General features: G+C 58.4%; 26 protein-coding genes, 1 pseudogene and 1 riboswitch. Of the genes and pseudogenes, 17 read left to right on the top strand and 10 right to left on the bottom strand.

Annotated features, from left to right (window positions below):
- Positions 1-147: 147 nt before the first annotated feature.
- Both uraD and uraH read left to right on the top strand, forming a co-directional pair.
- Entirely contained in the window at positions 148-648 is a 501-nt protein-coding gene (uraD, locus tag URZ40_RS07820; protein ID WP_116340832.1) for a 2-oxo-4-hydroxy-4-carboxy-5-ureidoimidazoline decarboxylase, read from the top strand.
- Positions 645-968 (top strand): hydroxyisourate hydrolase, encoded by a 324-nt coding sequence (uraH, locus tag URZ40_RS07825; RefSeq protein ID WP_116340830.1) that lies wholly within the window; start codon positions 645-647, stop codon positions 966-968. The genes uraD and uraH overlap by 4 nt, the downstream gene beginning before the upstream one ends.
- Here uraH and guaD read toward each other — a convergent pair.
- A complete protein-coding gene (gene guaD / locus URZ40_RS07830; protein WP_163328665.1) occupies positions 948-2,267 on the bottom strand; it encodes a guanine deaminase in 1,320 nt (439 codons plus the stop codon). The genes uraH and guaD overlap by 21 nt on opposite strands.
- A gap of 98 nt (positions 2,268-2,365) precedes the next feature.
- A complete protein-coding gene (locus URZ40_RS07835) occupies positions 2,366-3,862 on the bottom strand; it encodes an NCS1 family nucleobase:cation symporter-1 (RefSeq protein ID WP_320720234.1) in 1,497 nt (498 codons plus the stop codon).
- Positions 3,863-4,006: 144 nt separating this feature from the next.
- On the opposite strand from URZ40_RS07835, the gene URZ40_RS07840 reads away from it, so the two are divergent.
- From URZ40_RS07840 to puuE, 3 genes and pseudogenes are all read left to right on the top strand, one after another.
- Positions 4,007-4,723: a GntR family transcriptional regulator gene (locus URZ40_RS07840; RefSeq protein ID WP_116340824.1), complete on the top strand. Its 717-nt coding sequence runs from the start codon at positions 4,007-4,009 to the stop codon at positions 4,721-4,723.
- Positions 4,723-5,596, top strand: a pseudogene (hpxA, locus tag URZ40_RS07845) (allantoin racemase). The gene URZ40_RS07840 and the pseudogene hpxA overlap by 1 nt, the downstream one beginning before the upstream one ends.
- A complete protein-coding gene (gene puuE / locus URZ40_RS07850) occupies positions 5,514-6,413 on the top strand; it encodes an allantoinase PuuE (RefSeq protein WP_226857586.1) in 900 nt (299 codons plus the stop codon). Before hpxA ends, puuE begins: the two are co-directional and overlap by 83 nt.
- A gap of 69 nt (positions 6,414-6,482) precedes the next feature.
- Here puuE and hpxZ read toward each other — a convergent pair whose 3' ends face one another.
- From hpxZ to hpxW, 4 genes are read right to left on the bottom strand one after another with little or no spacing between them, the layout of a single operon-like run.
- Entirely contained in the window at positions 6,483-6,869 is a 387-nt protein-coding gene (gene hpxZ, locus URZ40_RS07855) for an oxalurate catabolism protein HpxZ (protein WP_116340818.1), read from the bottom strand.
- Entirely contained in the window at positions 6,866-8,263 is a 1,398-nt protein-coding gene (locus tag URZ40_RS07860) for an AtzE family amidohydrolase (RefSeq protein WP_320720238.1), read from the bottom strand. Before URZ40_RS07860 ends, hpxZ begins: the two co-directional genes overlap by 4 nt.
- Positions 8,260-8,448, bottom strand: coding sequence for an oxalurate catabolism protein HpxX (hpxX, locus tag URZ40_RS07865; RefSeq protein ID WP_192983035.1), 189 nt, complete (start codon positions 8,446-8,448; stop codon positions 8,260-8,262). The genes URZ40_RS07860 and hpxX overlap by 4 nt, the downstream gene beginning before the upstream one ends.
- A 10-nt stretch (positions 8,449-8,458) precedes the next feature.
- Positions 8,459-10,042, bottom strand: coding sequence for an oxamate amidohydrolase (gene hpxW / locus URZ40_RS07870; protein WP_320720242.1), 1,584 nt, complete (start codon positions 10,040-10,042; stop codon positions 8,459-8,461).
- Between the two features lie 142 nt (positions 10,043-10,184).
- On the opposite strand from hpxW, the gene hpxU reads away from it, so the two are divergent.
- From hpxU to hpxK, 7 genes are all read left to right on the top strand, one after another.
- The gene (gene hpxU / locus URZ40_RS07875) at positions 10,185-11,024 is read left to right on the top strand and encodes a MurR/RpiR family transcriptional regulator HpxU (protein ID WP_320720243.1); all 840 of its coding nucleotides are present in this window, start codon (positions 10,185-10,187) and stop codon (positions 11,022-11,024) included.
- 192 nt (positions 11,025-11,216) lie between these two features.
- Positions 11,217-11,999: a transporter substrate-binding domain-containing protein gene (locus URZ40_RS07880; protein ID WP_320720245.1), complete on the top strand. Its 783-nt coding sequence runs from the start codon at positions 11,217-11,219 to the stop codon at positions 11,997-11,999.
- Between the two features lie 4 nt (positions 12,000-12,003).
- A complete protein-coding gene (locus tag URZ40_RS07885) occupies positions 12,004-12,669 on the top strand; it encodes an amino acid ABC transporter permease (protein WP_116340808.1) in 666 nt (221 codons plus the stop codon).
- Positions 12,669-13,325, top strand: a complete 657-nt coding sequence (locus tag URZ40_RS07890; protein ID WP_320720257.1) for an amino acid ABC transporter permease — start codon at positions 12,669-12,671, stop codon at positions 13,323-13,325. Before URZ40_RS07885 ends, URZ40_RS07890 begins: the two co-directional genes overlap by 1 nt.
- Positions 13,306-14,043, top strand: a complete 738-nt coding sequence (locus URZ40_RS07895) for an amino acid ABC transporter ATP-binding protein (RefSeq protein ID WP_008499843.1) — start codon at positions 13,306-13,308, stop codon at positions 14,041-14,043. The genes URZ40_RS07890 and URZ40_RS07895 overlap by 20 nt, the downstream gene beginning before the upstream one ends.
- A 13-nt stretch (positions 14,044-14,056) precedes the next feature.
- Positions 14,057-15,298: an alanine--glyoxylate aminotransferase family protein gene (locus tag URZ40_RS07900; protein WP_320720249.1), complete on the top strand. Its 1,242-nt coding sequence runs from the start codon at positions 14,057-14,059 to the stop codon at positions 15,296-15,298.
- The gene (hpxK, locus tag URZ40_RS07905) at positions 15,295-16,557 is read left to right on the top strand and encodes an allantoate amidohydrolase (RefSeq protein WP_320720251.1); all 1,263 of its coding nucleotides are present in this window, start codon (positions 15,295-15,297) and stop codon (positions 16,555-16,557) included. The genes URZ40_RS07900 and hpxK overlap by 4 nt, the downstream gene beginning before the upstream one ends.
- Here hpxK and URZ40_RS07910 read toward each other — a convergent pair.
- A complete protein-coding gene (locus URZ40_RS07910; RefSeq protein WP_320720252.1) occupies positions 16,523-17,524 on the bottom strand; it encodes a magnesium transporter in 1,002 nt (333 codons plus the stop codon). The two genes, hpxK and URZ40_RS07910, sit on opposite strands and share 35 nt — an antisense overlap.
- A gap of 60 nt (positions 17,525-17,584) precedes the next feature.
- Positions 17,585-17,754: riboswitch (M-box (ykoK) riboswitch) on the bottom strand.
- A gap of 159 nt (positions 17,755-17,913) precedes the next feature.
- Between URZ40_RS07910 and URZ40_RS07915 the strand changes: the two genes are divergently transcribed.
- Positions 17,914-18,417, top strand: a complete 504-nt coding sequence (locus tag URZ40_RS07915) for a DedA family protein (RefSeq protein WP_163328682.1) — start codon at positions 17,914-17,916, stop codon at positions 18,415-18,417.
- Position 18,418: 1 nt separating this feature from the next.
- Here the strand turns inward: URZ40_RS07915 and URZ40_RS07920 are convergent, their stop codons facing one another.
- Positions 18,419-19,168, bottom strand: coding sequence for an SDR family oxidoreductase (locus URZ40_RS07920; protein WP_163328684.1), 750 nt, complete (start codon positions 19,166-19,168; stop codon positions 18,419-18,421).
- Positions 19,169-19,268: 100 nt separating this feature from the next.
- Between URZ40_RS07920 and URZ40_RS07925 the strand changes: the two genes are divergently transcribed.
- The gene (locus URZ40_RS07925; protein WP_302220782.1) at positions 19,269-19,628 is read left to right on the top strand and encodes a helix-turn-helix domain-containing protein; all 360 of its coding nucleotides are present in this window, start codon (positions 19,269-19,271) and stop codon (positions 19,626-19,628) included.
- A 65-nt stretch (positions 19,629-19,693) separates the two neighbouring features.
- On the opposite strand, the gene URZ40_RS07930 is transcribed toward URZ40_RS07925, so the two are convergent.
- Entirely contained in the window at positions 19,694-20,185 is a 492-nt protein-coding gene (locus URZ40_RS07930; RefSeq protein WP_162874952.1) for a hypothetical protein, read from the bottom strand.
- Positions 20,163-21,005, bottom strand: coding sequence for a helix-turn-helix domain-containing protein (locus URZ40_RS07935; RefSeq protein ID WP_302220780.1), 843 nt, complete (start codon positions 21,003-21,005; stop codon positions 20,163-20,165). The genes URZ40_RS07930 and URZ40_RS07935 overlap by 23 nt, the downstream gene beginning before the upstream one ends.
- 722 nt (positions 21,006-21,727) lie before the next feature.
- Between URZ40_RS07935 and URZ40_RS07940 the strand changes: the two genes are divergently transcribed.
- The 3 genes from URZ40_RS07940 to URZ40_RS07950 form a co-directional block, all read left to right on the top strand.
- Entirely contained in the window at positions 21,728-22,162 is a 435-nt protein-coding gene (locus URZ40_RS07940) for a winged helix-turn-helix domain-containing protein (protein WP_320720253.1), read from the top strand.
- A 97-nt stretch (positions 22,163-22,259) separates the two neighbouring features.
- On the top strand, positions 22,260-22,784 hold the full coding sequence (locus tag URZ40_RS07945) for an OmpH family outer membrane protein (protein WP_302220777.1): 525 nt from the start codon (positions 22,260-22,262) through the stop codon (positions 22,782-22,784).
- A 263-nt stretch (positions 22,785-23,047) separates the two neighbouring features.
- The coding region (locus URZ40_RS07950; protein WP_320720255.1) for an ESPR-type extended signal peptide-containing protein at positions 23,048-25,645 on the top strand (2,598 nt) is incomplete at its 3' end.

A 25,645-nucleotide genomic window follows, 5' to 3' on the forward strand; every position in this document is an offset into this window, starting at 1 on the left:
ACTGCTAAGGTGCGCAAACGCGGTGAGCGTGCCTTTTTATGAATCAAAAATTTCCAGTTGCGCTACAGGGAATCGACTGTTTCACGCCTGCGCTCAAGGTGGCGTGGTTTGTGCAATAGCCTGGAGAAGGACAATAAAGGAGACACTATGATCGCACTGCACGACTTCAATCATCTTCCCCACGAAAAGGCGTTAGCGCTGATTCACCCCTGTGTGGCGCTCCCCGACTGGGCCGATGCGCTGGTTCACGGGCGGCCTTACGCCAGCCGGGACGAATTGTTCAGTACGGCAAAATCGCTGATGCAAAACTGGGACGAAGCGGCGCTGGCGCAAGCTCTGAGCGCCCATCCGCGCATCGGGGAAAAGCCCGCGGGCTCACAGGCGGAGGCGGCGCTGTCGCGCCAGGAGCAGGGCGCGGTCAATGACCGCGATGCTGACCTTGCCCGGGCGCTGCGCGAGGGGAATGCCCGCTACGAGGCCCGCTTCGGACGCGTCTTTCTGATCCGCGCGAAGGGCCGCAGCGGCGAAGAGATTTTACAGGCGCTGCGCGCGCGGCTGGAGAACAGCGACGCTCAGGAAGTTCGTGCCGCGCTGGAACAGTTGCGGGAAATTACGCTGCTACGGCTGGAAGGAGCTATTAGCGAATGAGCACGCTCAGCACCCATATTCTCGATATCTCAACCGGCAAACCCGCAGCGGGTGTGACGGTCCATCTGCAACAGGAGGGGGGCACGCTGGCAACGGGCGTGACCAACGCGCAGGGTCGCATCACTGCGTTCGTTCCCTCTCTGCCCGCGGGCCGCTATCGGCTGGTGGCGGAGATCGGCGCGTGGTTTAGCGAAACCGGTCGCGATACGCTCTATCCCTGCGCGCAAATTGATTTTGTGACGGGAGAGGCGGCAGACGAACACTACCATCTGCCTTTTGTGATTGCCCCTGGCGGGTGGTCAACCTACCGGGGTAGCTGACCACACCCGCTCGCCGTTGACCCAGGTCTCGCTGATGTTGCGCTCGTCGCCCAGGGTCATCAGCACGAAAAGCTGCTCGTAAATATCCTTGCAGCGGGAATTGCGCAGGCGCTGCAGCGGCGTTACGTCAGGGTCGATAACCACAAAATCCGCCTCTTTGCCGGGCGCGAAGTTGCCAATCTTATCGTCCAGCCTGAGCGCATGCGCGCCGCCCAGCGTGGCGTGGTAAAAGGCCTCGCTGGCGCGCAGGCGGTAGCTCTGCAGCTGGCCCACCTTGTAGGCTTCCCCCAGGGTGCGCAGCATGCTGAAGGTGGTGCCCGCGCCGACGTCGGTACCGATGCCCATCCGCACCCTGTGCTGCCAGCAGGCGGGCAGGCGAAACAGCCCGCTGCCGAGAAACAGGTTTGAGGTGGGGCAAAACGCCACCGCCGAACCGGTGTCATGCAGGCACTGCCACTCGCTGCGGTGAAGGTGAATCGCGTGGGCAAACACGCTGCGCTCGCCGGTCAGGCCGTAGTGGTGATACACGTCCAGATAGCGCTCATGCTCCGGCCAGAGATCGCTTACCCAGGCCACTTCGTTGGGGTTTTCGCTCAGATGGGTCTGCAGCCAGGTATCCGGGAACTCCTCTCTGAGCAGGCTGACCGCGGCAAGCAGCTCGGGGGATGAGGTCGGGGCAAAGCGCGGCGTGATGGCATACCCCAGCCGCCCCCGGTGATGCCAGCGCTGGATCAGCGCCCGCGTCTGCCGGTAGCTCTGCTTCGCGTCTTCGCTCAGGTAGTCCGGCGTGTGTCTGTCCATCATCACCTTTCCGGCGATAAGGCGCATGTTCAGGCGCAGGGCCTCGGTAAACAGCGCCTCGACCGATTCCGGATGCAGCGTGCAAAACACCAGCGCGGTAGTGGTGCCGTTGCTCACCAGCTGCTGAATGAAAAATTCGGCGATCTCTTTCGCGTAGGCTTCATCGGCAAACTGGCTCTCCACCGGGAAGGTGTAGGTAGTCAGCCACTCCAGCAGCTGTTCGCCAAAGGCACCGATCATCTCCGTTTGCGGATAATGGACGTGGGTGTCTACAAAACCGGGCAGCAGCAGCCTGCCGCGCAGGTCGGTGTAGCCCTTGCGGGGGTCAAGGTACTGCTCGCCCTCCTGCCACGGCACGTGCGCCAGAATTTTTCCGTGCTGGATAAACAGCAGGCCGTCCTCAAGGTAGCGCGCGTGTTGGGCGATGGCGTCTGCGCTGTCGCAGACCCGGGCAATATCGAAAAATGCACCGCGTATCGCAGTCTGGTATTCCATCATGGTTCCTGCCTTAGTGTTTGCGTAGCGGGGTAAGAAGGCTCAGCAAGAACGGTGCCAGAATGAACGGGCCGCAGATAAACTGCGGCCGGAGGAAGGGGTTACTCTTTTTGCGTCGCCACGCGGGAGCTGAACGAGGTCGCGCCTGCCGTCTCGCGCTCTTCCCGCGCCAGCCAGCGGTAGGTCACGCCGCCCAGGAAGACGCCGATAAACCAGCTGAAGTTTGCCACCTCATGCAGGGCCGGGATAAAGCCAATCACCAGCCCCACGGCAACGGACGGGATTAGCGCGCCAATGGCTTTCGGGTTGAAACCGTTGCGGTACCAGTATTTGCCCTTTGGCGTGTCGTCGAACAGATCGTCCACCGACACCTTGCCGCGCTTAATCAGGTAGAAATCGGCAATCAGAATGCCGAACAGCGGGCCGATAAACGCCCCGAGCACGTCCAGGGTGTAGTGAATAAGCTCCGGCGAGTTGAACAGGTTCCACGGGGTGAGCAGGATCGAGCCGACGGCGGCAATCATCCCCCCGGTGCGGAAGCTGATTTTCTGCGGCGAGCAGTTAGAGAAATCAAACGCCGGGGAGACGAAGTTCGCGACGATGTTAATCCCGATGGTGGCGGTGATCATCGTCAGCAGGCCAATCGCCACGGCCAGATCGTTACCCACGCGGCTGACGGTTTCAATTGGGTCGGTGATCATGCGGCCAAACAGCGACTGGGTGCCGGAGACAATGACCACGGTGACGATGGAGAACAGCAGGAAGTTAAACGGCAGGCCCCAGCGGTTGCCGCGGCGGATCTCGCCCATGCTTTTGCCGTAGCGGGAGAAGTCGCCAAAGTTGAGCAGCGGGCCGGAGAAGTAAGAAACCACCAGCGCGGTCGCGGTGATCATCTGCCAGGTCTGCTCGCCCGCGCTAAGGGATTTGCTGGCGAGGGTGAAGGAAATGCCGTCAAAGCCGGTCTTGTATACAATCCAGCCTGCGAGGGCCAGCATCACCACATAAACCGCCGGACCGGCGACATCAATAAAGCGCTTGATGGCGCTCATGCCGTGCCAGAAGACCATCGCCTGGAGTACCCACATGATGGCAAAGCAGATCCAGCCCAGCGGCGACAGGCCCAGGAAGGCACCGATGGTAAGGCTCGCCAGAGAAGGCCAAAACTTCAGCACCACCAGCATCAGCGCGTTGGCGGCCAGCCAGGTCTGGATGCCGTACCACGCAAAGGCAATTAGCCCGCGGATGACCGCCGGAATATTGGCCCCGAAGACGCCAAAGGCCTGACGGCTGATCACCGCGTAGGGCACGCCCGCCATCTGGCTCGGTTTGGCTACCAGGTTAGCGCACAGCTGCACGATGCAGATCCCCACCAGCAGGCAGAGCAGCACCTGCCAGCTTGCCAGCCCGAGCGTGAAGAAGCTCGCGGCGACAACATAACCCCCCATGCTGTGGACGTCCGACATCCAGAACGAAAAGATGTTGTACCAGCTCCAGTTCTGGTCACGCGTCGGTGCCAGATCCTCATTGCAAAGACGTGGGCTGTAAACCGCACCGGAATCAGCGGCCGTACCTTGCTGCGCGTTTTGACTGTTTGGCATGAAACCTGCTCCTGTGTGTGAAAACCCGTTAAGTGGGAGTGGAATCGGTGTTGCAGGATCCAGGCCAAAATATTAAATCTTGTATGCAATATTTTAATTTTATGTATACGATTCGATAAAGAAGAGTAAAAGACGGAGTGGTGAATGAATAACGTAAATGCCCTGCAGACCGCGCCAGACCTGCATGACAAAGACGAATCGATCTTTCAGGCGCTGATGACCGCGATTGTCGAACATCAGCTGCTGCCGGGGAGCAAACTGCCGGAAGAGGCGCTGGCCGAGGTGTTTGGCGTAAGCCGCACGGGCATCCGTAAGGTGCTGCAGCGACTCGCCGCTGTGCAAATGGTCACCTTAACGCCCAAGCGTGGTGCACACGTCGCCAGCCCGACGGTGGAAGAGGCGCAGCACATCTTTCGCACCCGCGCCCTGCTGGAGGTCGCCAACCTGCCGGACGTGCTGGCCCACTGTCAGCCGCCGCATCTCGCCGCGCTGGAGGCCATTATTCGCCAGGAGCAGCAGGCGCACGAGGCGTACGACGGGCCGGCGGCGATCCGTCACTCCGCCAATTTCCACATACAGCTGCAGGCCATCTCCGGCAACCAGGTGCTGACGGAGATGGTGACAAGCCTGAGCCAGCGATCCTCGCTGGTGATTGCCGCCTGGGGCGCGCCGTGGCGCCAGGGCTGCCGCTGCAACGACCACGAAAAGCTGGTGGAACTGTTGCGCCAGAAGGCGCTTGAGCCGCTCAGCGATGCCTTAATGCACCATTTTGAACATATCGTCGCCAGCCTCTGCTTCGAGCGGGCGGGCGAGTGCCTGCCGGATTTTGCCCGGCTGTTTGCCGGCCACAAGGAGTCGTAATGTCGTCTGTCTGTATACAAGTGATCAACCCCAACACCAGCCTCGCGATGACGGAAACCATCGGCGCGGCGGCCCGCGCGGTGGCGGCGCCAGGTACGGAGATCCTCGCGGTCTGTCCGGGCGCGGGCGTGCCGTCTATCGAGGGCCACTTTGATGAAGCCATCGCCGCCGTGGGGGTTCTTGAGCAGGTCAGGCTCGGCAGAGAGCAGGGCGTGGACGGTCACGTCATCGCCTGCTTTGGCGATCCGGGCCTGCTGGCGGCGCGTGAGCTGGCGCACGGGCCGGTGGTGGGCATTGCGGAAGCCGCCATGCATATGGCGACGCTGGTGGCGACGCGCTTTTCGGTGGTGACCACGCTGCCGCGCACGCTGATTATTGCCCGTCATCTGCTGCACCAGTATGGCTTTCACGATCGCTGCGCGGCGCTGCACGCTATCGATCTCCCGGTGCTGGCGCTGGAAGACGGCAGCGGTCTGGCGCAGGAGAAGGTGCGCGCGCGCTGTATTCAGGCGCTGAAAGAGGATGGCTGCGGCGCCATCGTGCTCGGCTGCGGCGGCATGGCGACGCTGGCGCAGGAGCTGACCCGCGAGCTGCGCGTGCCGGTGATCGACGGCGTCAGCGCGGCGGTGAAGATGGTGGAGTCGCTGGTGGCGCTGGGGCTCTCGACCAGCAAGCACGGGGATCTGGCATTTCCGGAGAAAAAAGCGTTAAGCGGACATTTTCAGGCATTGAATCCATTTTAATTTTTGGGGGGGCAATGGGACTTTTTGAACAGGATTACCCGCGGGATCTGCGCGGCTACGCGGGCAACCCGCCGCACGCGCGGTGGCCAAATCAGGCGCGCATCGCCGTGCAGTTTGTGCTCAATTATGAGGAAGGGGCGGAAAACCATGTTCTGCACGGCGATGCCGGATCCGAGCAGTTCCTGTCGGACATCATCGGCGCGGCCAGCTACCCGGACAAACACATGTCGATGGACTCCCTCTACGAATACGGCAGCCGCGCCGGATTCTGGCGGATCCACAGTGAATTTCAAAAGCGTGGCCTGCCGCTGACGGTCTTCGGCGTGGCGATGGCGCTGGCGCGTCACCCGGAGATCGTCGAGGCAATCAGGGCAGCGGATTACGACGTGGTGAGCCACGGCTGGCGCTGGATCCACTATCAGCACATGGATATCCAACAGGAGCGCGAACATCTGCACAAGGCGGTGCACGTGCTGACCGACCTGTTCGGCAAGCCGCCGACGGGCTGGTACACCGGACGCGACAGCCCCAACACGCGCCAGCTGGTGGTGGAGCACGGCGGCTTCGACTACGACAGCGACTACTATGGCGACGACCTGCCCTTCTGGACGGAAGTGGCCTGCGGTGACGGCACCCAAAAACCTCACCTGATCGTGCCGTATACGCTGGATGCTAACGACATGCGCTTCGCGACCGCGCAGGGGTTTAACACCGCCGAGCAGTTTTACACTTATCTGAAGGACAGTTTTGACGTGCTGTACGAAGAGGGGGAAAGCGCGCCGAAGATGATGTCCATCGGCATGCACTGCCGTCTGCTGGGGCGGCCGGGGCGTTTTCGCGCGCTGCAGCGCTTCCTGGATTACGTGCAGCAGCATGAGCAGGTGTGGGTCTGTACCCGCCAGCAGATTGCCGACCACTGGCGGGAGGTGCATCCGTTTCAGAAGTAAGTGTGCCGTGTTTAGCCGGGAGGCGGCTGCGCCTTGCCCGGCCTACGGAACCATGTATTCCCGGTGGGGTTACACCATCAAACTCACCTGCGCCGCCACGATCCGCCACCCGTAGGCAAACCGCACCCACGTCTGCTGCTGGCGGCCAATCCGCTCCGTGCCCTCCCGGGTAAACTCGGTGCTGCACACCGCGTAATCCTCCCCGAAGGTGGTGATGACGGTGTGGCGCAACGTCCGCTGCAACCCGGCGGCGGGGCGCGCCGCCCGGAAGGCGCGAATTTCATCAATCCCGTACAGGTTTTCACCCGCCCCCAGACGCACCGTGTTTTTGTCGTGCCAGAACAGCTCGTCCAGCACCGCAATGTTGTTGCTCACCAGCGCGTCTTCATAGCGGTAAAACGCGGCGGTCACCTCGGCGACTACCCACGGCAGGTTAATGTCATCGTGATTCATCATGCGGCCACCTCCGCCGGACGCGCGTCGGCGATGCCGCTCTCTTCCAGCACGTGCGCGACGCGCAGGCAGGCCTGCTCGTTAAACGGCGCGGCAATCAGTTGCAGGCCAATAGGCGCACCCTGCGCGGTACGCAGCGGAACGGTGGTCACGGGCAGACCCAAAAATGATATCGGCTGGGTCAGCATGCCCATGCTGGCGCGAATGGGAAGCGGCTGACCGTTAATCTCCATGGTTTGTTCGCCAATCCGCGTGGCGCTGCGCGGCGTCGCGGGGGCAATCAGCACGTCGGCCTGGGCAAACAGCGCGTGAAACGCCTGCCGGGCCTGCGCGCGGAACCGCTGGGCCTGAATATACCAGGCGGAGGGGATCATCGCCCCGGCCAGCAGTCGTTCGCGGGAGTGCGGCTCAAAACGCTCGGGCTCGCGGCGAAGCGCGGGCAGATACTGATTTCCGCCCTCGGAGGCGCTGATGATAAACGCCGCCGAGCGCGCCAGTTCGGCGTCCGGGAACTGCAGCTCATCCTGCACGTCCAGCGCCTTCGCCACCCGCGCCACGGCGTCTCTGGCATCCGTGTCGCACCAGGTGGTGAAGTAGCCGCCGAGCACCGCGCAGCGCAGGCCGTCAAGCCCGCGATCGAGCAGGGGGCGCGTCTGCTCGCGCGAGCTCTCTGCCTGAAAACCGTCGCTGCTGTCCCGACCCTGCAGCGCGTCGTACACGGACGCCAGGTCGCACACGCGGCGGGCAAAGGGGCCGATATGATCCAGGCTCGCGACAAATGGATGGCTGCCGGAGCGCGACAGGCGGCCAAAGGTGGGCTTCAGGCCGTAGATGCCGCACAGGGAGGCCGGAACGCGAATCGACCCGTTGGTATCGGTGCCGAGCGAAAAGTTCACCAGCCCGGCGGCCACGGCGGCAGCTGAACCGCCGGAGGACCCGCCCGCAATGCGCGTCAGGTCGTGTGGGTTACGCGTCGCGCCGTAGCGGCTGTTCTCGGTGGTAAAGCCGTAGGCGTAGGCGTCCATATTCACCATCCCGGACAGCAGCCCGCCCGCGCTGCGCAGCTGGCGCACGGCGAAGCTGTCGGCGGCCGCGGCGGGGCGCTGGCTGAACAGCTCTGCCCCCGCGAGGGTGGTGTGTCCGGCAACGTCGAACAGGTTTTTCACCGCGTAGGGCACGCCCGCCAGCGGCGGCAGGGGGCGCTTTTCGCGCCGCAGGGTGTCGATGTTCTCAGCCTCGGCGAGCATGCGTGCTTCCGTCACGGCGGTCCAGGCGTTGATCTGCGGGTTAACGCGCGCAATGGCCTCCAGCGTCTGGCGGGCAATCTCATGGGCGCTCAGCTCGCCCGCGCTCAGCGCCTGCTGAATGTCGCTGATACTCATCTCATGTAGTGTCATGCTTTATACACTCCTGCGATCTCCAGACGGTCGTCGAGCGGCAGCGCCATCAGCGGGGCGGCCATGCTGGCAATGCGGCTGAACTGCACATGCAGCTCGGCGCGGCGGGCATCGTCCAGCTCTACGCCGAGCACAGACTCCATTTGCGCAAGATAGGCCTGCCAGTCGGGTTGTGGTGTCGTCATTTTTTTCTCCTCAGAATCCGGCGGCTGCGCCGTTGCTGCGCGGGTCAAATGCCCCTTCGAATAGCCCGTTGGGATGGCGGACAATCGCGCCCGCGTGGCCCATCGCTTCACTGAAATCAGGGAACATTTCCACCTCGTGTCCCCGCCCGCGAAGCCGAGAGACCGCCTCAGCGTTGAAGCGTCCTTCAAGTTTTAACGTGTCAGAAGTTTGTCCCCAGGTGCGCCCCAGCAGCCAGCGTGGGCGGGAAATACTTTCCTGTAAAGGCAGGCCCTGAACCACGTAGCGGGTAAAAAGCGCGGCCTGGGTTTGTGGCTGTCCGTCACCGCCCATCGATCCGTAGACCATCACGCGCCCGTCCTTAAGACGCGCCGCCGCCGGGTTCAGGGTATGGAAAGGCTGCTTGCCCGGCGCGAGTGCCAGAAGATGATTGGGATCGAGGCTGAACGATGCCCCCCGGTTCTGCCAGACGATGCCGGTGTCGGGCAGCACCACGCCGCTGCCGAACTCGTGATAGATACTCTGGATAAACGACACGGCGAGCCCGCTGTTATCCATTACCCCCATCCACACCGTATCGCCGGGGCCTTTTCCGGTGCCCCACGGCGCGGCGCGGCCGTCGTCAACCCTGTCGGCAAGCGCCTGCAGAGAGGCGGGATCCAGCAGACCCTGAATATCGGTTTTCAGCTCGCGCGGGTCGGTGATGTGGGCATCGCGCAGGCCAAAGGCCAGCTTGGTGGCTTCAACGATGCGGTGAATGGTGTCGGCGTCGTCTGCCTCCGCCATGTTCAGGCGGTCGGTGATGCCGAGTATTGCCAGCGAGACCAGCCCCTGCGTCGGCGGGGCGTGGTTAAAGATCTCGCCCTGCTGATGTAGTAGCTTCAGCGGCGCGGTGCGCCGGGCTGCGTGCGCGTTAAGATCGGCCAGCGTCACGGGCAGGCCCAGCGTCTCCATGCCGTGCGCCAGCACGTCCGCCAGCGGGCCGCGGTAAAAGCTATCCAGGCCGTCTTCCGCCAGGCGCGTCAGGGTTGAGGCCATGGCGGGCTGATAAAAGCGGCTCCCGACCTGCGGCGGCCTACCGTCCACCAGCCAGGTTTCCGCGAAGCCGGGGACATCTTTCAGCTCGTCGAATTTGCTGGCCGTGGCATGGGCCTGTGAGGCCGTGACCGGCGTGCCGTTCTGCGCATACTCAATGGCGTCGGCCAGCAGGCGAGCCAGGGGCAGCGACTTGCCGGTCATCTCGCGGGAAACCTTCAGCGCCTCGTCCCAGCCGCTCACCGTGCCGGCGACGGTCAGCGCCGCCTGCGGCCCGCGATGGGGAATGTGCGTGAGCCCCTCGTAGGCGGCGAGCGTTGCCCGCGAACCCGCCGCGCCGCTGGCATCAATGGCGACAGGGTCGCCTTCCGGCGGCACGATAAGCCAGAAGCCATCGCCGCCCAGCCCGTTCATATGCGGGTAAACCACGGCGATGGTGGCCGCCGCGGCGACCATCGCTTCTATCGCGCTGCCGCCTTCGCGCAGCACCGCCAGCGCGCTCTGGCTGGCAAGATGGTGGGGCGCTACGGCCATGCCGTGCGTGGAGACATTACTTTGCATGAGGAGTCCTCGTAACCCTGAAAGTCACAAGGTGCTGCAAAAGCTGTTCCAGTTCTGAAAGAAAAGTTTCAGTAAACTGGCACGTATAATGAAAGGTAGAATGAAAGGCAAAATGTGATGAAACAAAAGTTACAGAGGCGCTATGGAACAACTGGATGAACGTCTGAAAGCACAGTATCCGTCGCTGTCGCCGCAGGAGCAGCGGGTGGCGGATTTTATATTCGACCATTTTGACGACCTGATCAGCTACAACAGCGCCGAGCTGGCGCAGCTGAGCGGGGTGTCGAAAGCCACGGTCAGCCGCCTCTTTAAGCGTCTGGGGTATGAGAAATATAAGGATATGCGTGACGAGCTGCGCACCCTGCGCCAGAGCGGGATGCCGCTCACCGATAACCGCGACGCGGTGCAGGGCAACACGCTGCTGGCGCGCCACTACAAGCAGGAGATGGCGAACCTGACCCAGTGGGTCAATGCCCTCGACGCGCAGCAGTTTGCCGAGGCCATGGCCTGCATGGTCAAGGCGCGGCGCATCGTCATTATCGGCATGCGTAACGCCTATCCTGCGGCACTCCACCTGCGCCAGCAGCTGCTGCAGGCGCGCGGTCAGGTGCTGGTCCTGCCGCAGCCGGGGCAGAGCCTGAGCGAGGAGATGGTGGACTTAACGCCGGACGATCTGGTGGTGATGATGGCCTTTCGCCGCCGCCCGCGCATTATCCGTCCGCTGATGCAGCAGCTTCAGAGCAGCGGTATTCCGGTGCTGCTGATGTGCGAGCCGCAGGCGCACAGCCTGTTTCCGTTGGCGAGCTGGCAGCTCTGCGCCCCGCTGGACAGCGTCTCGGCCTATGACAGCTACTCCTCGGTCAACAGCCTGATTAATCTGCTGGCGAATGCCTTCCTGCATGAAATTCTCGATAAAGGGCGCCCGCGCATTCACGAGATTGCCTCCCTCTATCAGCAGCTGGACGAACTCGAACAACGATAATGGGGCATCAGGCTGGTGCTTTTGCATTGAAATGGTGCAGATGACGGGTCGGAGAAACGCACGTTTTTTCGACCCGTCCGCGTTTTATCCGGCTTCGAAAGAATATTCCCCGCTTCGCCTTATCTGGCACATTAGTTGCAAAAACACATTCAAAGAATCTTTTGTTTCATGTTAACGTTACGGGGAAGCACCATGAAAAAACTGTTAATTGCACTGGCCGGGGCCGCATGTCTCTTCACTCAGCTGCCGGCAAAGGCTGACCAGCTTCAGGATATCGAGAAGCGCGGCACTATCCGCATTGCTGTTCCGCAGGACTTCCCGCCGTTTGGCTCGGTGGGGACCGATCTGCAGCCGCAGGGCTATGACATCGACATGGCGCGCTATCTGGCCAAACAGATGAAGCTCAAGCTGCAGCTGGTGCCGGTGACCAGCGCCAACCGCGTGCCGTACCTGCAAACCGATAAGGTGGATCTGGTTATTTCAAGCCTCGGTAAAAACCCGGAGCGCGAGAAGGTGATCGACTTCAGCCGCGCCTACGCGCCGTTCTTCCTCGGCGTGTTTGGCCCGAAAGGGGCTGAACTGAAGGACGCCGCCGCGCTGAGCGGAAAAACCATCGGCGTGACGCGCGGGGCGGTGGAGGACATGGTGCTGACCGGCCTGGCGCCGAAAGATGCCAACGTGAAACGCTACGAAGACAACAACACCACGCTCTCCGCCTACCTCTCCGGCCAGGTGCAGTACGTGGCAACCGGCAACCTCGTGGTGGCGGCCATTTCGCGCCAGAACGCGGATAAAGCCCCGGTGCCGAGCTTTATGCTGAAAGACTCGCCGTGCTTTATCGGCCTGAAGAAAAACGAACCGGCCCTGAAGGCAAAAGTGGATGCGCTGATTGAGCAGGGCATCAAGGACGGCACGCTGAACGGCCTGTCTGAGCAATGGCTGAAGGCCCCGCTGCCGGCAAAACTTGGCGCCTGAGCCGATGACGGAGCAACTTGATTTTTCAGCCCTCTGGCCACACTGGCCGGAGCTGCTGGCGGGATTGTGGGTCACCATTCAGCTGACGGTAATGGCAACCGTCGGCGGGCTGGCAATCGGGATTTTCGGCGCGGCGATCCGCAGCGGACGCACCACCTGGTACAGCCGGATCTGGGGGGCGTACGTGGAAATCATCCGCAACACGCCGTTTGTGGTGCAGCTGTTTTTCATCGTCTTCGGTCTGCCGAATCTTGGCCTGAAGATGACGGCGGGGGAAGCGGCGCTATTGGCAATGGTGGTGAACCTGGGCGCGTACAGCACCGAAATTATCCGCGCGGGCATTCAGGTCACGCCGAAAGGGCAGTGGGAGGCCGGGCGCGTGCTGGGGCTGACCCGTCTGCAGACCTTTATTCGCGTGGTGCTGCCGCCCGCGCTGCAGCGCATTTATCCGGCGCTGGTGAGCCAGTGCATCATCGTGATGCTCGGCTCGTCGGTGGTGTCGCAGGTCTCGTATGAAGAGCTGACCTTCGCCGCCAACCTGATCCAGTCCAGAACGTTTCTGAGCTTTGAGGTTTATCTGGTGACAACCGGGATTTACTTAGCGCTGTCGATTACCCTGCGCCAGCTGATGATGGCGGCGGGACGCAAATGGCTGGGGGTGCAGGCATGATGACCACCTTTACCGACTGGGACATTATTCGCAACCTGCTGCTGGCCGGACGCTGGACGGTGCTGCTGTCGCTGGTGGCGTTTGTCGGCGGGGCGGTGGTAACGCTGCCGCTCCTGCTGCTGCGCCTGACGGGCGGACGCACGGTGAAGCGCATCATCCGCAGCTATATTGAGCTGTTTCAGGGCACGCCGCTGCTGATGCAGTTGTTCCTGGCCTTCTTCGGCGTGGCGCTGTTCGGCATCGACGTCTCGCCGTGGACCGCCGCCTCGCTGGCGCTGACGTTTTACACCAGCGCGTTTCTGCTCGATATCTGGTACGGCAGCATTCGCGCGCTGCCGAAGGGGCAGTGGGAAGCCTCGCGCTGTCTGGGGCTGACCTTTGGCCAGACCCTGTTTCGCGTGGTCGCCCCGCAGGCGCTGCGCATCGGCATTGCGCCGACGGTCGGCTTTGCCGTGCAGGTGATCAAGGGGACCGCGCTGGCGTCGATTATCGGCTTTATCGAGCTGACCAAGGCCGGGACCATGCTGACCAACGTGACGTATCAGCCGTTTAAGGTCTTTGCGCTGGTGGCGCTCGGCTACTTTATTCTGTGTTATCCGCTGTCGCGCTACAGCCGCTATCTGGAGACGAAATTCAATGCCTCTCATCACCATTAATCAGGTGCAGAAATACTACGGCGATAACCACGTGCTCAAGGGCGTCGATCTGGATATCGACATGGGCCAGGTGATCTCCATTATCGGGCGCAGCGGGTCGGGCAAAAGCACGCTGCTGCGCTGCATCAACGGGCTGGAAGGCTATCAGGACGGCAGCATCAAGCTGGGCGGTATGACCATTACCGACCGGGATTCCCAGGCGCGTGAAATCAGCCGCTCGGTCGGGATGGTGTTCCAGAGCTTCAACCTGTTCCCGCACATGACGGCGCTGGAAAACGTGATGCTCGCCCCGCGTCGGGTGCTGAAGAAAAGCGCCGCTGAATGCCGCGAGCTGGCGCAGCGCATGCTGGAGAAAGTGGGCTTAGGCGATCGTCTGGATTACTACCCGTCGAGCCTCTCCGGCGGCCAGCAGCAGCGCGTGGCGATTGCCCGCGCGCTGGCGATGTCGCCTAAAGTTTTACTCTGTGACGAGATCACCTCCGCGCTCGACCCGGAGCTGGTGGGCGAAGTGCTCAAGGTGCTGGAGCAGCTGGCGGCCGAGGGGATGACCCTGATCCTCGTGACCCATGAAATGAATTTTGCCCGCGAAGTGGGCGACCGCGTGGTGTTTATGCACCAGGGGAAAGTCTGGGAGCAGGGCGACAGCAAAACGCTGTTCGCCAACCCGCAGACCACGGAACTGAAGCAGTTCATCTCCTCCGTGCGCGGTCTCAACTGATAAGGACTGATAAATGGATATCGCACGCTTTCCGCAAATCAACCCGCCCCAACGCCTGCTGATGGGGCCGGGCCCGATCAACGCCGACCCGCGCGTGCTGCGCGCCATGTCGAGCCAGCTGGTCGGCCAGTACGATCCGGCCATGACCCACTACATGAACGAGGTGATGGCGCTCTACCGCGGGGTGTTCCGCACCGAGAACCGCTGGACGATGCTGGTGGACGGCACCTCCCGCGCGGGGATTGAAGCCATTCTGGTCTCCGCCATCCGCCCGGGAGATAAGGTGCTGGTGCCGGTCTTTGGCCGCTTTGGTCATCTGTTGTGCGAAATTGCCCGCCGCTGCCGCGCGGAGGTGCATACCATTGAGGTGCCGTGGGGCGAGGTGTTTACCCCGGATCAGGTCGAGGATGCGATTAAGCGCATTCGTCCGCGCCTGCTGCTGACCGTGCAGGGCGACACCTCCACCACCATGCTGCAGCCGCTCGCCGAGCTTGGCGCCATCTGCCGCCGCTACGACGTGCTGTTTTACACCGACGCCACCGCGTCGCTCGGCGGCAACGCGCTGGAGACCGACGCCTGGGGGCTGGATGCTGTGTCAGCCGGGATGCAGAAGTGCCTCGGCGGCCCGTCGGGCACGTCGCCGATCACCCTGAGCGCGCGCATGGAGGAGGCGATCCGCCGACGCAAATGCGTTGAGGAGGGCATCCGCACCGACGCCCACCGCGACGGGGACGAGGAGATGATCTACTCCAACTACTTCGATCTCGGCATGGTGATGGACTACTGGGGGCCGGAGCGGCTGAACCACCACACCGAAGCCACGACCGCGCTGTTTGGCGCCCGCGAATGTGCGCGTCTGATCCTCCAGGAAGGGCTGGATAACGGCATCGCCCGCCATAAGCTCCACGGCGATGCGCTGCTGAAGGGGATCCAGGCGATGGGGCTGGAGACCTTCGGCGATCTGAAGCACAAGATGAACAACGTGTTGGGCGTGGTAATCCCGCAGGGCGTCAATGGCGACCAGGTGCGTAAGCTGATGCTGGAGGATTTCGGGATTGAAATCGGCACCTCGTTTGGCCCGCTGCACGGCAAAGTGTGGCGCATCGGCACTATGGGCTATAACGCGCGCAAGGACTGCGTGATGACCACCCTGAGCGCGCTGGAGTCGGTGCTCAATTACCTGAAATTCACCACTACGCAGGGGGCCGCCATGCAGGCCGCGTGGGACCTCTATCGCCGCGAGACGCCGCAATGAGCCCGGCGGCAGAACGGGTGATGGCCCGCGCTGACGCGCTGGCCGCCATCAGCGAAACCCCGGATGCGCTGACAAGGGTCTATCTCTCCACGCAGCATCTGCAGGCCAACCAGCTGGTGGGGCAGTGGATGAGCCAGGCGGGAATGACCGTCTGGCAGGACAGCGTGGGCAATATCTGCGGCCGCTATGAGGGCGCGCAGGAAGGGGCGCAGGCGGTGCTGCTCGGCTCGCATCTGGATACCGTGCGCAACGCCGGGCGTTACGACGGTATGCTCGGGGTGCTCACCGCCATTGAGGTGGTGGACAGCCTGCACCAGCAGGGTGTGCATCTGGCACAGGCCATCGAGATTGTCGGCTTTTGCGACGAAGAGGGCACCCGCTTCGGCATTACGCTGTTAGGCAGCCGGGGGCTGACGGGCACCTGGCCGCAGGGCTGGCTGGAAAAAGCCGACGCCAGCGGCATCAGCGTGGCGCAGGCGATGACCCAGGTGGGGCTCGATCCCGCCCGCGTGTCGAATGCCGCGCGCCGTCAGGAGGATTTCAGCGCCTATCTGGAGCTGCATATTGAGCAGGGGCCGTGTCTTGAGCAGGAGGCGCTCGCGCTTGGCGTGGTGGAAGCCATTAACGGCGCGCGTCGTCTGAACTGCCGCTTCACCGGCGAGGCCGGACACGCGGGAACCGTGCCGATGCACCACCGCAGGGACGCCCTGGCCGCCGCCGCCGAGTGGATGGTTATCATTGAAAACGCTACCCGACAGCAGGGCGGCAACCTGGTGGCGACGGTCGGGGAATTGCGCTGCCTGCCGGGGGCGGTGAACGTGATCCCCGGCGAGGTTGAGCTCTCGCTGGATATTCGCGGCCCGCAGGATGTGCCGCTGGATCGGTTGCTTAACGACCTGCTGGAACATGCCCAGGCGATCGCATCGCGCCGCGGGCTGGCGTTTAGCGCCGAGGAGTTTTACCGCATTGCCGCCACGCCGTGCGATCGCCACCTGCAGAGCGTGCTGGGGGAGGCCGTTAAATCGGTACAGGAGCGGTCGCTCTCGCTGCCAAGCGGTGCGGGCCACGATGCGATTGCTATCGCGGAACGCTGGCCGGTAGGCATGCTCTTCGTGCGCTGCAGTGGAGGCGTCAGCCACCATCCGGCGGAATCGGTGATGGCTGAGGATGTCGCGCTGGCGATTGAGGCGTTTTCGCGCGCGGTGATTCAGCTGGCGGACCGCGTTACTCCAGCCCCAGCGTATATTGCGCGATCTTGAAGTAGATAATCAGCCCGGTACCGTCGATAAGCGTCGCGATAAACGGCGCGGAGACGACCGCCGGGTCAATGCCGCAGCGCTTGAGCACCATTGGAATGACGGACGACACGATCGCGCTCCAGAGCGTAATGCACACCAGCGTCAGGCTGACGATAAGCGTAATTTCCAGCCCAATCCCCATCATCCAGGCGCGGATACACCCGGCGATACCGAGCGTCACGGCAATCATTAGCGAGGTGGTCATCTCTTTGCGCAGCACGCGGCCCACGTCGCGCAGACGCACTTCACCCAGCGCCATGGCGCGCACCAGCGTGGAGGTGATCTGCGTTCCGCTGTTGCCGCCCGTGCCGATCAGCAGCGGAATAAAGAACGCCAACGCGATGGCGGACTCCAGCGCCTCTTCAAAGTGCTGGATCACCGAGCTGGTGTAGGCTTCCGCGACAAACAGCAGCAGCAGCCAAACGGAGCGTTTCTTCCACAGGCTGAGGGCGCTGGTTTCCAGATAGGGCTTCTCCAGCGGCAGCGTCGCCCCCTGAAGCTGAGCATCTTCGGTGACGTCATCTTCCAGCAGGTGGGCGATTTCGCGCTCGGTCAGGCAGCCGACGAGCTTGCCGTGGGTGACCACGGGCACGACGTCCGCCTCGCCGTGGGCCAGCAGCCCGGCAACATTGGCGCGTTCATCTTCCGGTTTGACCTGCAAAAACTGCGAAATCATCAGGCTTTTAATTGGCTGCACGGTATCCGTGACCTGCAATAATTTGCGCACGGCAATCATGCCCGCCAGGCGTCCATGGTCTTCAATAAAAATATGCGACGGAATATCATCGTCTTTTAATTTTTCGAAGAATTGCTCGCGCGCCAGCGCGACGCATAATGAAATGTCGAGGACGATAAAATCGGTATTCATATATTGCGCGACCGCGCTGTCATTGAATGCCAGGTTCTGGTTGTGAATAGCGTAAGACATAGTGAATTCCCTTTGAATAATAACATCTCTCAGGGGCGAGCAAGACAGGGCATGTCGAAGAGGAGATCCCCACGTCCTGGGTTCAGCACTGTACACCGTATCCCGCAAGGGAAGTTATACTGACAAAGCCTTGATTCGACAGTGCCTGTTTTACCCTGTGCCGGTTCTCTCGAACCCACCAGAGCGATAACGTGTATTTGTACAGGAGCCTCGCCATAACGAGATCGTTGTAAAACGAGAGAAATAATACGCTTATTTGATATTACCGCTCGGGAAATTAAATAATGTTTAAGAACGGTTTAGGAGAATCTTATTAATAAAGCGTTGACGGTTTATTTAAGGTAATTCTTTTCTAATGGAGGATTATATAATCAACGGAGGAGAGGAAAATGGCGTGGTTTGATAATCTGCTGAATCATTTTGCGCTGTATCCGGCACATCTGTTCGCGCTGTTATTCGTGATGGCGCTGAGCAAGTCGACGGTGCTGGTCTCCTCCGTGTTGCCGCCCGCCTCGGTGATGCTGCTGGCGGGCATAACCGTCAGCCACGGGAGCATGCATCCTGCGCTGGCGTGGCTCGCCGTGGTGCTGGGGGCAACGGCGGGGTCGGTGCTGAATTACCATATCGGCCAGCTGATGGGGCACACCCGGCTGGTCACGCGTTTCACCTCAAAGCATGCCGATAAGTTCTTGCGGGTACAGCATCAGCTGCAAAAGAACGGCGTTGTTGTGCTGTTTACGTCGCGCTTTCTGGCGGTGTTGCGTTATATCGTGCCGCTGGCGGCGGGGATGCTCAGGCTGAACGCCGTCAAGGTCTACGCCGTCAGCCTGCTTTCCGCCTGCGCGTGGGCGGCGCTGTATGTCGGTGCGGTCACCGGCATCAGCGCCTTTTGAGTTACAGACTTCCCATTCCGCCGTCGACCAGCAGCTCCGTTCCCACCGTGTAGCTCGACTCGTCTGACGCCAGATAGAGCGCGGCTTTCGCCAGCTCCGTCGTTGAGCCCATTCTGCCGAGCGGCACCAGCTTGATGATGTCTGCCATCATCGCGCTAAGCGTCTCTTCGCTTAAGCCCGTCTTCGTAAACGCCGGGGTTTCCACCGGGCCGGGGCTCAGGCCGTTGACGCGGATCCCGCGCGGCAGCAGCTCCGCCGAGAGCGTGCGCGCCAGCGACAGCAGGGCGGCCTTGCTCGCGGCATACACGCTGCTGGTGGGCAGGCCGATGCGCGCGCTCACGGAGCCGCAGAGGATCACCGACGACGGGTTATTCAGCAGCGGCAGCAGCGCCTGAATTAAAAAGAACGGTCCCTTCAGGTTGATGCCCATCAGGCGGTCCCAGGCTTCTTCCTGCCACGCTTCCAGCGGCGCGTGCGTCACGTCGCCTGCGTTGAGAAACACCGCGTCCAGGCGCGGCCAGCGGGCGGCGAGGGTTTCCGCCAGCGCGCGTTGCGCTGTGATATCTCCCGCATCGGTCGGGATCACCCAGGCCTTATCGCCCAGAATACGTTCTGCTTCGGCAAGGGTGGCCGGGTTGCGTCCGGTCACGGCGACGTGCGCCCCTTCGGCGATAAACGCCTGCGCGGTGGCAAGACCAATACCGCTGGTGCCGCCGGTAATCAGCGTATATTTATCTGTTAAACGACCCATGTTCTTCTCCTGAAAAGTCACTGGAGAAAGCACTATAGAAACGTTAGTATCGAAAGGAAACCAGGTACCAAATGGATACTAAAGAGGCAAGAGGTGTGCTATGGCGGAAATGCTGACTGAGTGCTGTGAAAAAAAATCTGAGGTTTATACCTGCCCGATGACGCAGTTTGTCAACCTGATTTCCGGCAAGTGGGCAATCCCGATCCTCTATCGCCTGATTGTGATCAACGCGCCCGTCCGCTTCGGCGATCTGCTGCGGGCGGCTGCCCCCATCACCCAGAAAGAGCTGACGAAGCAGCTGCGCCTGTTTGAACAGCGCGGGCTGGTGACGCGGACGGTCTACCTGGAGATCCCGCCGCGCGTGGAGTATCAGATAACCGGGCTGGGGTTAACCCTTCAGGACGCACTCTCCCCGCTGGCCGCCTGGATGAGCGAGTACGGCGACCAGCTGGAGCGTTAGCCAGCGTTTCTGGAGTGGGGGTGGTGATGTAGCGTAAGAACCGGCCCCCTTGGGGGCTGGTATCGTTACCGCATTTTATTAATGCATAGAGCAAAAGGCGACTGCACGTTGCCGATTAGCCACGCGTTTTTCAACGGGCTGAGCCGCAGCTGTCTGCTGGCCCCTTTCGGAGCATATAAAAAGCTTTTTTTGAATATTTCATCCCTTGCACTGTCTTTGATGTTCTTTATATAGGCAAAACTGTGCAAGGTAATTTCATCGGGAGAGAGTGCGTCCCAGGCAAACGCAATGCTGCGGGAAATTGTCTGCCTCTCTCCTGGAGTGTTGATCGTGCCAGATAGCGTTGCTCTGCCCGTATTATTTTTAAATAGGCGAAAATTAACTTCAACGACAGACGTAAAGTCCGGTTCCCGGTGGTCATACTGGATTAAGGCAGAGCAGTTAACCCTTATGCCAGGAGAGGTATGGTGGTGATAAAGAACCGCACCGCAGCCAGCTAACAATATGGCTGTCAGGGCGGCTATAAAAGCGTATTTAAATCTCATCATTACTTTCATGCCCGGACCAGTAGAAGTTGAGGCACGAGAGATAGTTATTTTCATCAGAAGTGCAGCTACTGATGAACGCTCGTCCTTTTTTTCCAAAAATATAAGACTCTGAAGCCTGATAAAGAAAAGAGGTGCCGCTCAGGCATAATATATTTTCTTTCGCAGCAAGTTCGAGGAAAAGCTTCTTTTTCTTTTCAGAAAGGGCCACTGAGTTTTTTTGCACGGTATAGACAGGGCAGCTTTGATAGTTAAATAAGAAAAAGCGCGGAATATCCTCTCTGTTGATCACAACGGACTGCGAGAGCAGATAGCCACAAGCGGTTAATAAAACGCCCATAGCGGCGATCGACAAGATGAAGATCAAATAGTTTAGGGAGGAATAACGCGCGAAGTTGCTTACCTTGTCTGCAAATCCGGATTCACTCTTCCCGGCGTTGTCTTGCTTTTCCGAAGAGAGCACGGGTATTTGTGCGTCTGCCTTGCTCGTCTCACTCAGTTGAAACTGTACATCAATATCTGCATTAAACATAAACCCTACGCGGGGTATGGTTACAATGCATTCGCGCCTCATTCCTAACTGCGTTAAGTACTTTCTTAACTCAGAAATATATTTATTCAGCGTATGGCCTGAAGAGCGAAGGCCGTTTGCATCCCAGACGCACTCCAGCAGTTTGTCCCGGGTCAGCGTGTGACCTCGCATTTCCAGCAGCAGCGTGAGGAGGCGCTTCATGGTCAGGGTCAGAACGATAGCTGAACTCTCGTCTTCGTAAGACCACAAACACCCATCCTCCGGGCGAAATCGTACCGTCGAATCAATCCAGAAAACCATTCCAGCGTCCTGTTTGCCCGTTAAGGGGGGTTAAAAAAAATGCTTTATCTGATTATTAAAGCGCCAAATTCAAGATTGCGGCAGTTTAGCACAATCTGAATATCCCCCCCTTATACCAGAGTTAATTTTTGTAAAAATCCGTTTTACTGGATTATTTATTTGTAAATTAATCAATTGGCGATACATGTAGCTTTATGACATCTGACGTTGCTAGGCTAGGTCGCAGAAGTGATTGAACGCGAGGCACTAGCGGAACTGGTGGGATGCATTAGCCCCTGCCAGCAACGGAATATCGACTTATCACTGTGGCTTCGGACTTATTGACCAAAACCGTGGTAACCGATCTAAACAGGAGGGGATAAAAACCGTGTTAATAAACTGTGGGATGTGGAGCTGTTATGCATGTTAATAGCCGACGTTATTATAAAACATTCTTCTTTTTTTGAGATGAATAAAGGAGATAGAACTTCATGATTATAACTGGAGGTTTAACTGCAATGAATTTACGTTAATGCTACTTATTGGAATAATGTACTGGTTTTTTGTTTTTAAATGGTGTTATGTGCTGTTTTTGGCGTTGGGTGTTAACATTTAGACTTATGGTTTACATAAATTGATGTTTTGATTCTCCCAGATCTATATTAGCCGCATAGCATCTAAAGGTTTTATTAAAACGGAATGAACACTGTAATTTTCCAGCGGTTTAGTGGAGGTGCAGCACAATGAAACGATTAGGTTATTTACTGGGGAGCGATTCTGAAGGGGTGTTCTTCATGAAAGAGCAGTCCCTGTTGATACCTTTAAACATTGTATCAAAACCCGTTCGTTTGAGAAGGACGATGTTTCATTTGCTGGATTTTATCCTGGAGAAAGCAAATACGGGTCTCATACCTGATGACGAGATCATGCGCAATGTCTGGGAGGGGTATGGCCTTAAAGCATCCACTCCACGTTTATGGCAAGTCATGAACGAATTAAAGAAAAAACTGACGAATCTGGGGGTTGAACCAAATTTTATCACCCGCGTAGAAGGTAAAGGCTATATTGCAAACAGTGCAATTATGGAACCTGTTTACATCAGGGCATCCTTTATCTGGCAAAGCAGTATGGTGAGTGATAATAAAGAATCGTTATTACTGAAATCTTCAATAAATTAGCGTCTTCTGCATGAAGTTATCACCGTTACGGTTAATCGTACAAGGTGAGGGGTTAGCATGCCTGGCTGATGCGAAGGCGAATATTTCAAGAGTGTGAATGATGAAAAAATACAATTCTGGATTTATTAAGATCTATATTTTGACCCTGGTTATCATCGGCCTGATTACAGGCTGGTGTTTTGTAAACTTCAAAAAACCGACGTTCGTGATTGTTGATACCGACAGGGTGCTTGCGTCCTCCTCACTGAGTGAACAGGAACAGGCGCGAATGAATGCGGTACTCGATTCGGTGCGTAATTCTGAGCAGGAGGCTGAAAGCCTCTACTCCACGCTGTCGGCTGACGTAGCCAGAGAGACAAAAATGGTCGATCAGCAGATTTTGCGTCAGGTCATTGAAAAAAACCGTCAGCTGGCCCGGCAGGCGACGATGCTTGAAATTAACAAGGCCGTTAAAAACGTTATCACTGCCAGGGGTTATCCGTTGGCGGTAGATAGTTCGCTGGTGCTAACCAACGATCAAAGCCTGGATATTACCGATCAGGTTATTGCGGCGTTATCTGTTACCGAAGTCAATTTTGGACCATTGCCTGAAATTAAAGTCACTCGCTCTGAGGAGGAGTAATTCCTGCAACTGATGAACAGGGCCGCGCCAATCCGTTGTTGGCGCGTTTCAGGGTATTTAACGCGGAGTATAACGAACGTAATAAAGTTAATTATTTAGCCACCAATATTAGCGGTATCCGGTCTGACAGCACTTTTGTATGAGCGATGCAATGCCTGGCATTACGCATCTGCACGCATGTGTTGTGAGTTTGTATTTATCTGTACTAACGCATGGCAGGGATATTTCTCTGCCCTCAGGGATTTTTTAATCGAGAATAAGCTATGAATAAAATATATAGACTCGTCTGGGATAGTTCTCGTCAAATGTTAATACCGGTTAGTGAACTTTCTCCCTCTCATGGTAAAAGCAGCGTTGTGGGTGCCGTTAAGGAAAAAGGGCACGCAGTATTCCGTCTGAAGAAATTATATATTGTACTGGCTGCATTGCAGGGGCTGCTGTTTGTGCCTCAGACTCAGGCGTTTGTGCAATCCGGAGGGGCATATTGCACAAATGGTACTCAAGATAAGGGGGGGACTACAGTAACTGCTGGAAATTGTGTACTCTCAAATACAGCCGATGCAAATGCGAGCATCGCTATTGGTACCGGTGCACGCTCTTCAAATTTATCTGTAGCACTTGGATTAAATGCTCTGGCCGGTAACACGCGTACAATTGCATTTGGTGATAATGCGCAAGCTCTGGGACAAGAGTCTGTTGCCATCGGATATAATTCTACAGCCAGAGGTACCAAGAGCGTTGTAATTGGAGCGGGTGCTTCAAGCGTATTAACGGATGCGGGTGTTTCTATTGGCTACCATAACCAACTTTTAAATACCGTATCCTCAACGGCAGATGATTACAATTCTAATATGCTCGCAGTAGGTAATGAAAATACCATTGATGCCCCGGGCAGGAGCATGACGTTTGGCTCATGGAATAAAATTAGTGACTCTTCTTTACATGGTGGGCCTACAGACGGCGGTAGCCTTGTGATGGGGTTCCAGAATACTGTTACAAATTCGCATAACGCCTACGTTTTTTCTGGTCAGGGGTTAGTGAATAATTCCGCCAAGAGTGTTGTGATAGGTCAACACGCAACGGTTGAAAATTCAGACAGCGCAATTGTTATCGGCGGCGGGACTTTCGATGTAGCAACGCAAAAAGCGATCTCCAGTAAGGTATCCAACTCCGCGAAAGGTATTGCTGTTGGCGAACTGAGTGAGCTTACGAATGCCAGCGGCGGTATTATCCTCGGTAATAATGGTGCGGTTACGGCATCTAACGGATTGATCCTCGGAAACAGCGGTAGCGTCTCAGCTGCCAGTGGAGTACTGCTGGGGAATAACGGTAAAGTAACCGCTGCCAACGGTCTGGCGCTGGGCAACAATACCAGTGTAGCTAATGCCAATTCCGTGGCTTTAGGATCCGGGTCTGTAACGAGTGCTGCAATTAAAACTGCCAGCGTCACGCTGGGCGGTAAGAGCTATTCTTTTGCGGGGGCGGCCCCCGGCAGTACAGTGAGTATTGGCACATCCGGGATGGAAAGAACGCTGACAAATCTCGCGGCGGGTCAATTGACTGCAGCGAGTACTGACGGTGTAAACGGCTCGCAGCTTTACGCCACTAACACGGCGCTCAACACCCTGTATGGTGACGTCAACGCTCTGGCCGACGACGCCCTGCTCTGGGATGCCAGTAAAAATGCCTACAGCGCTACGCATGGTACTGCGACCACAAATAAAATAACCAATGTGGCTGCTGGGGCGCTTAACAGTTCCAGTACCGACGCAGTGAATGGGTCCCAGCTGTTCACAACAAATCAGAACGTGGCGACGAACACGACCAATATTACAAAAAATACCCAGGCGATCTCCACACTCGCAGATACGCCGTTAACATTCAAAGGTAATACCGGTTCGGTGATAAAAAAACTGGGCGATACGGTAAACATTGTTGGCGGTGCGTCAACGGCGGGGTCATTCTCTTCCGCAAATATCAGTACGAGCGTTGATAACCAGACGGGTAATCTGATTATACAGATGGCAGATAATCCGGTATTTACCTCCGCAACGATCGGCGGAACTGCAGGTAATACCAAACTGGATAATACAGGTCTGACTATTAGCAACGGGCCGACTGTCACAACGTCTGGAATTAGTGCAGGCAGTAAGAAGATTACTAACGTTGCCGCTGCCGCACTGAATAGTAACAGTACGGAAGGGGTCAATGGTTCCCAGCTTTATGCCACGAATCAAAATGTAGCAAGCAATACAACCAATATTACCAACCTTGGTAACACGATTCAGAATATTAATAACACAGGCACTAAATACTTCCATGCAAATTCAACGGGTACTGATTCAAACGCCACAGGTAATGATTCCGTTGCTATTGGCATGGGGGCAATAGCGACTAACGCGAACGACGTTGCTCTGGGGGCCGGCTCCGTTACGGCCAGTGCTGTAGGAACGTCTGGGGCGACAATCGCCGGTAGCAGCTACACGTTTGCAGGGGTGTCGCCAAAAAGCACCGTAAGTGTCGGCACGTTAAACAATGAGCGCACCATCACCAACGTGGCTGCCGGGCGCCTGACGGATACCAGCACCGATGCCGTCAACGGTTCACAGCTGTATGCCACTAATTCAGCGCTGAATACGCTCAATAACAACGTGAGCGGATTGCAGAACGATGCGCTGCTGTGGGACCCGACTCTGAATGCGTTCAGCGCCAGCCACGGCACCACTGCGGTCAACAAGATCACCAACGTAAAGGACGGCGATCTGACGGCTAACAGTACCGATGCGGTAAACGGTTCGCAGCTTAAGGCCACCAACGATCAGGTTGCGACCAATACGCAGAATATTACGCAAAACACGAAG

The sequence above is a fragment of the Enterobacter sp. 296B2 genome, assembly GCF_034106185.1.
Taxonomy (GTDB): domain Bacteria; phylum Pseudomonadota; class Gammaproteobacteria; order Enterobacterales; family Enterobacteriaceae; genus Enterobacter; species Enterobacter cloacae_N.

What these genes read in the sequence shown, in the direction of transcription:
- uraD (WP_116340832.1), top strand. Translation starts at nt 148, where the DNA reads ATGATCGCACTGCACGACTTCAATCATCTTCCCCACGAAAAGGCGTTA.
- uraH (WP_116340830.1), top strand. Translation starts at nt 645, where the DNA reads ATGAGCACGCTCAGCACCCATATTCTCGATATCTCAACCGGCAAACCC.
- guaD (WP_163328665.1), bottom strand. Translation starts at nt 2,267, where the DNA reads ATGATGGAATACCAGACTGCGATACGCGGTGCATTTTTCGATATTGCC.
- URZ40_RS07835 (WP_320720234.1), bottom strand. Translation starts at nt 3,862, where the DNA reads ATGCCAAACAGTCAAAACGCGCAGCAAGGTACGGCCGCTGATTCCGGT.
- URZ40_RS07840 (WP_116340824.1), top strand. Translation starts at nt 4,007, where the DNA reads ATGAATAACGTAAATGCCCTGCAGACCGCGCCAGACCTGCATGACAAA.
- hpxZ (WP_116340818.1), bottom strand. Translation starts at nt 6,869, where the DNA reads ATGATGAATCACGATGACATTAACCTGCCGTGGGTAGTCGCCGAGGTG.
- URZ40_RS07860 (WP_320720238.1), bottom strand. Translation starts at nt 8,263, where the DNA reads ATGACACTACATGAGATGAGTATCAGCGACATTCAGCAGGCGCTGAGC.
- hpxX (WP_192983035.1), bottom strand. Translation starts at nt 8,448, where the DNA reads ATGACGACACCACAACCCGACTGGCAGGCCTATCTTGCGCAAATGGAG.
- hpxW (WP_320720242.1), bottom strand. Translation starts at nt 10,042, where the DNA reads ATGCAAAGTAATGTCTCCACGCACGGCATGGCCGTAGCGCCCCACCAT.
- hpxU (WP_320720243.1), top strand. Translation starts at nt 10,185, where the DNA reads ATGGAACAACTGGATGAACGTCTGAAAGCACAGTATCCGTCGCTGTCG.
- URZ40_RS07880 (WP_320720245.1), top strand. Translation starts at nt 11,217, where the DNA reads ATGAAAAAACTGTTAATTGCACTGGCCGGGGCCGCATGTCTCTTCACT.
- URZ40_RS07885 (WP_116340808.1), top strand. Translation starts at nt 12,004, where the DNA reads ATGACGGAGCAACTTGATTTTTCAGCCCTCTGGCCACACTGGCCGGAG.
- URZ40_RS07890 (WP_320720257.1), top strand. Translation starts at nt 12,669, where the DNA reads ATGACCACCTTTACCGACTGGGACATTATTCGCAACCTGCTGCTGGCC.
- URZ40_RS07895 (WP_008499843.1), top strand. Translation starts at nt 13,306, where the DNA reads ATGCCTCTCATCACCATTAATCAGGTGCAGAAATACTACGGCGATAAC.
- URZ40_RS07900 (WP_320720249.1), top strand. Translation starts at nt 14,057, where the DNA reads ATGGATATCGCACGCTTTCCGCAAATCAACCCGCCCCAACGCCTGCTG.
- hpxK (WP_320720251.1), top strand. Translation starts at nt 15,295, where the DNA reads ATGAGCCCGGCGGCAGAACGGGTGATGGCCCGCGCTGACGCGCTGGCC.
- URZ40_RS07910 (WP_320720252.1), bottom strand. Translation starts at nt 17,524, where the DNA reads ATGTCTTACGCTATTCACAACCAGAACCTGGCATTCAATGACAGCGCG.
- URZ40_RS07915 (WP_163328682.1), top strand. Translation starts at nt 17,914, where the DNA reads ATGGCGTGGTTTGATAATCTGCTGAATCATTTTGCGCTGTATCCGGCA.
- URZ40_RS07920 (WP_163328684.1), bottom strand. Translation starts at nt 19,168, where the DNA reads ATGGGTCGTTTAACAGATAAATATACGCTGATTACCGGCGGCACCAGC.
- URZ40_RS07925 (WP_302220782.1), top strand. Translation starts at nt 19,269, where the DNA reads ATGGCGGAAATGCTGACTGAGTGCTGTGAAAAAAAATCTGAGGTTTAT.
- URZ40_RS07930 (WP_162874952.1), bottom strand. Translation starts at nt 20,185, where the DNA reads ATGAAAGTAATGATGAGATTTAAATACGCTTTTATAGCCGCCCTGACA.
- URZ40_RS07935 (WP_302220780.1), bottom strand. Translation starts at nt 21,005, where the DNA reads ATGGTTTTCTGGATTGATTCGACGGTACGATTTCGCCCGGAGGATGGG.
- URZ40_RS07940 (WP_320720253.1), top strand. Translation starts at nt 21,728, where the DNA reads ATGAAACGATTAGGTTATTTACTGGGGAGCGATTCTGAAGGGGTGTTC.
- URZ40_RS07945 (WP_302220777.1), top strand. Translation starts at nt 22,260, where the DNA reads ATGATGAAAAAATACAATTCTGGATTTATTAAGATCTATATTTTGACC.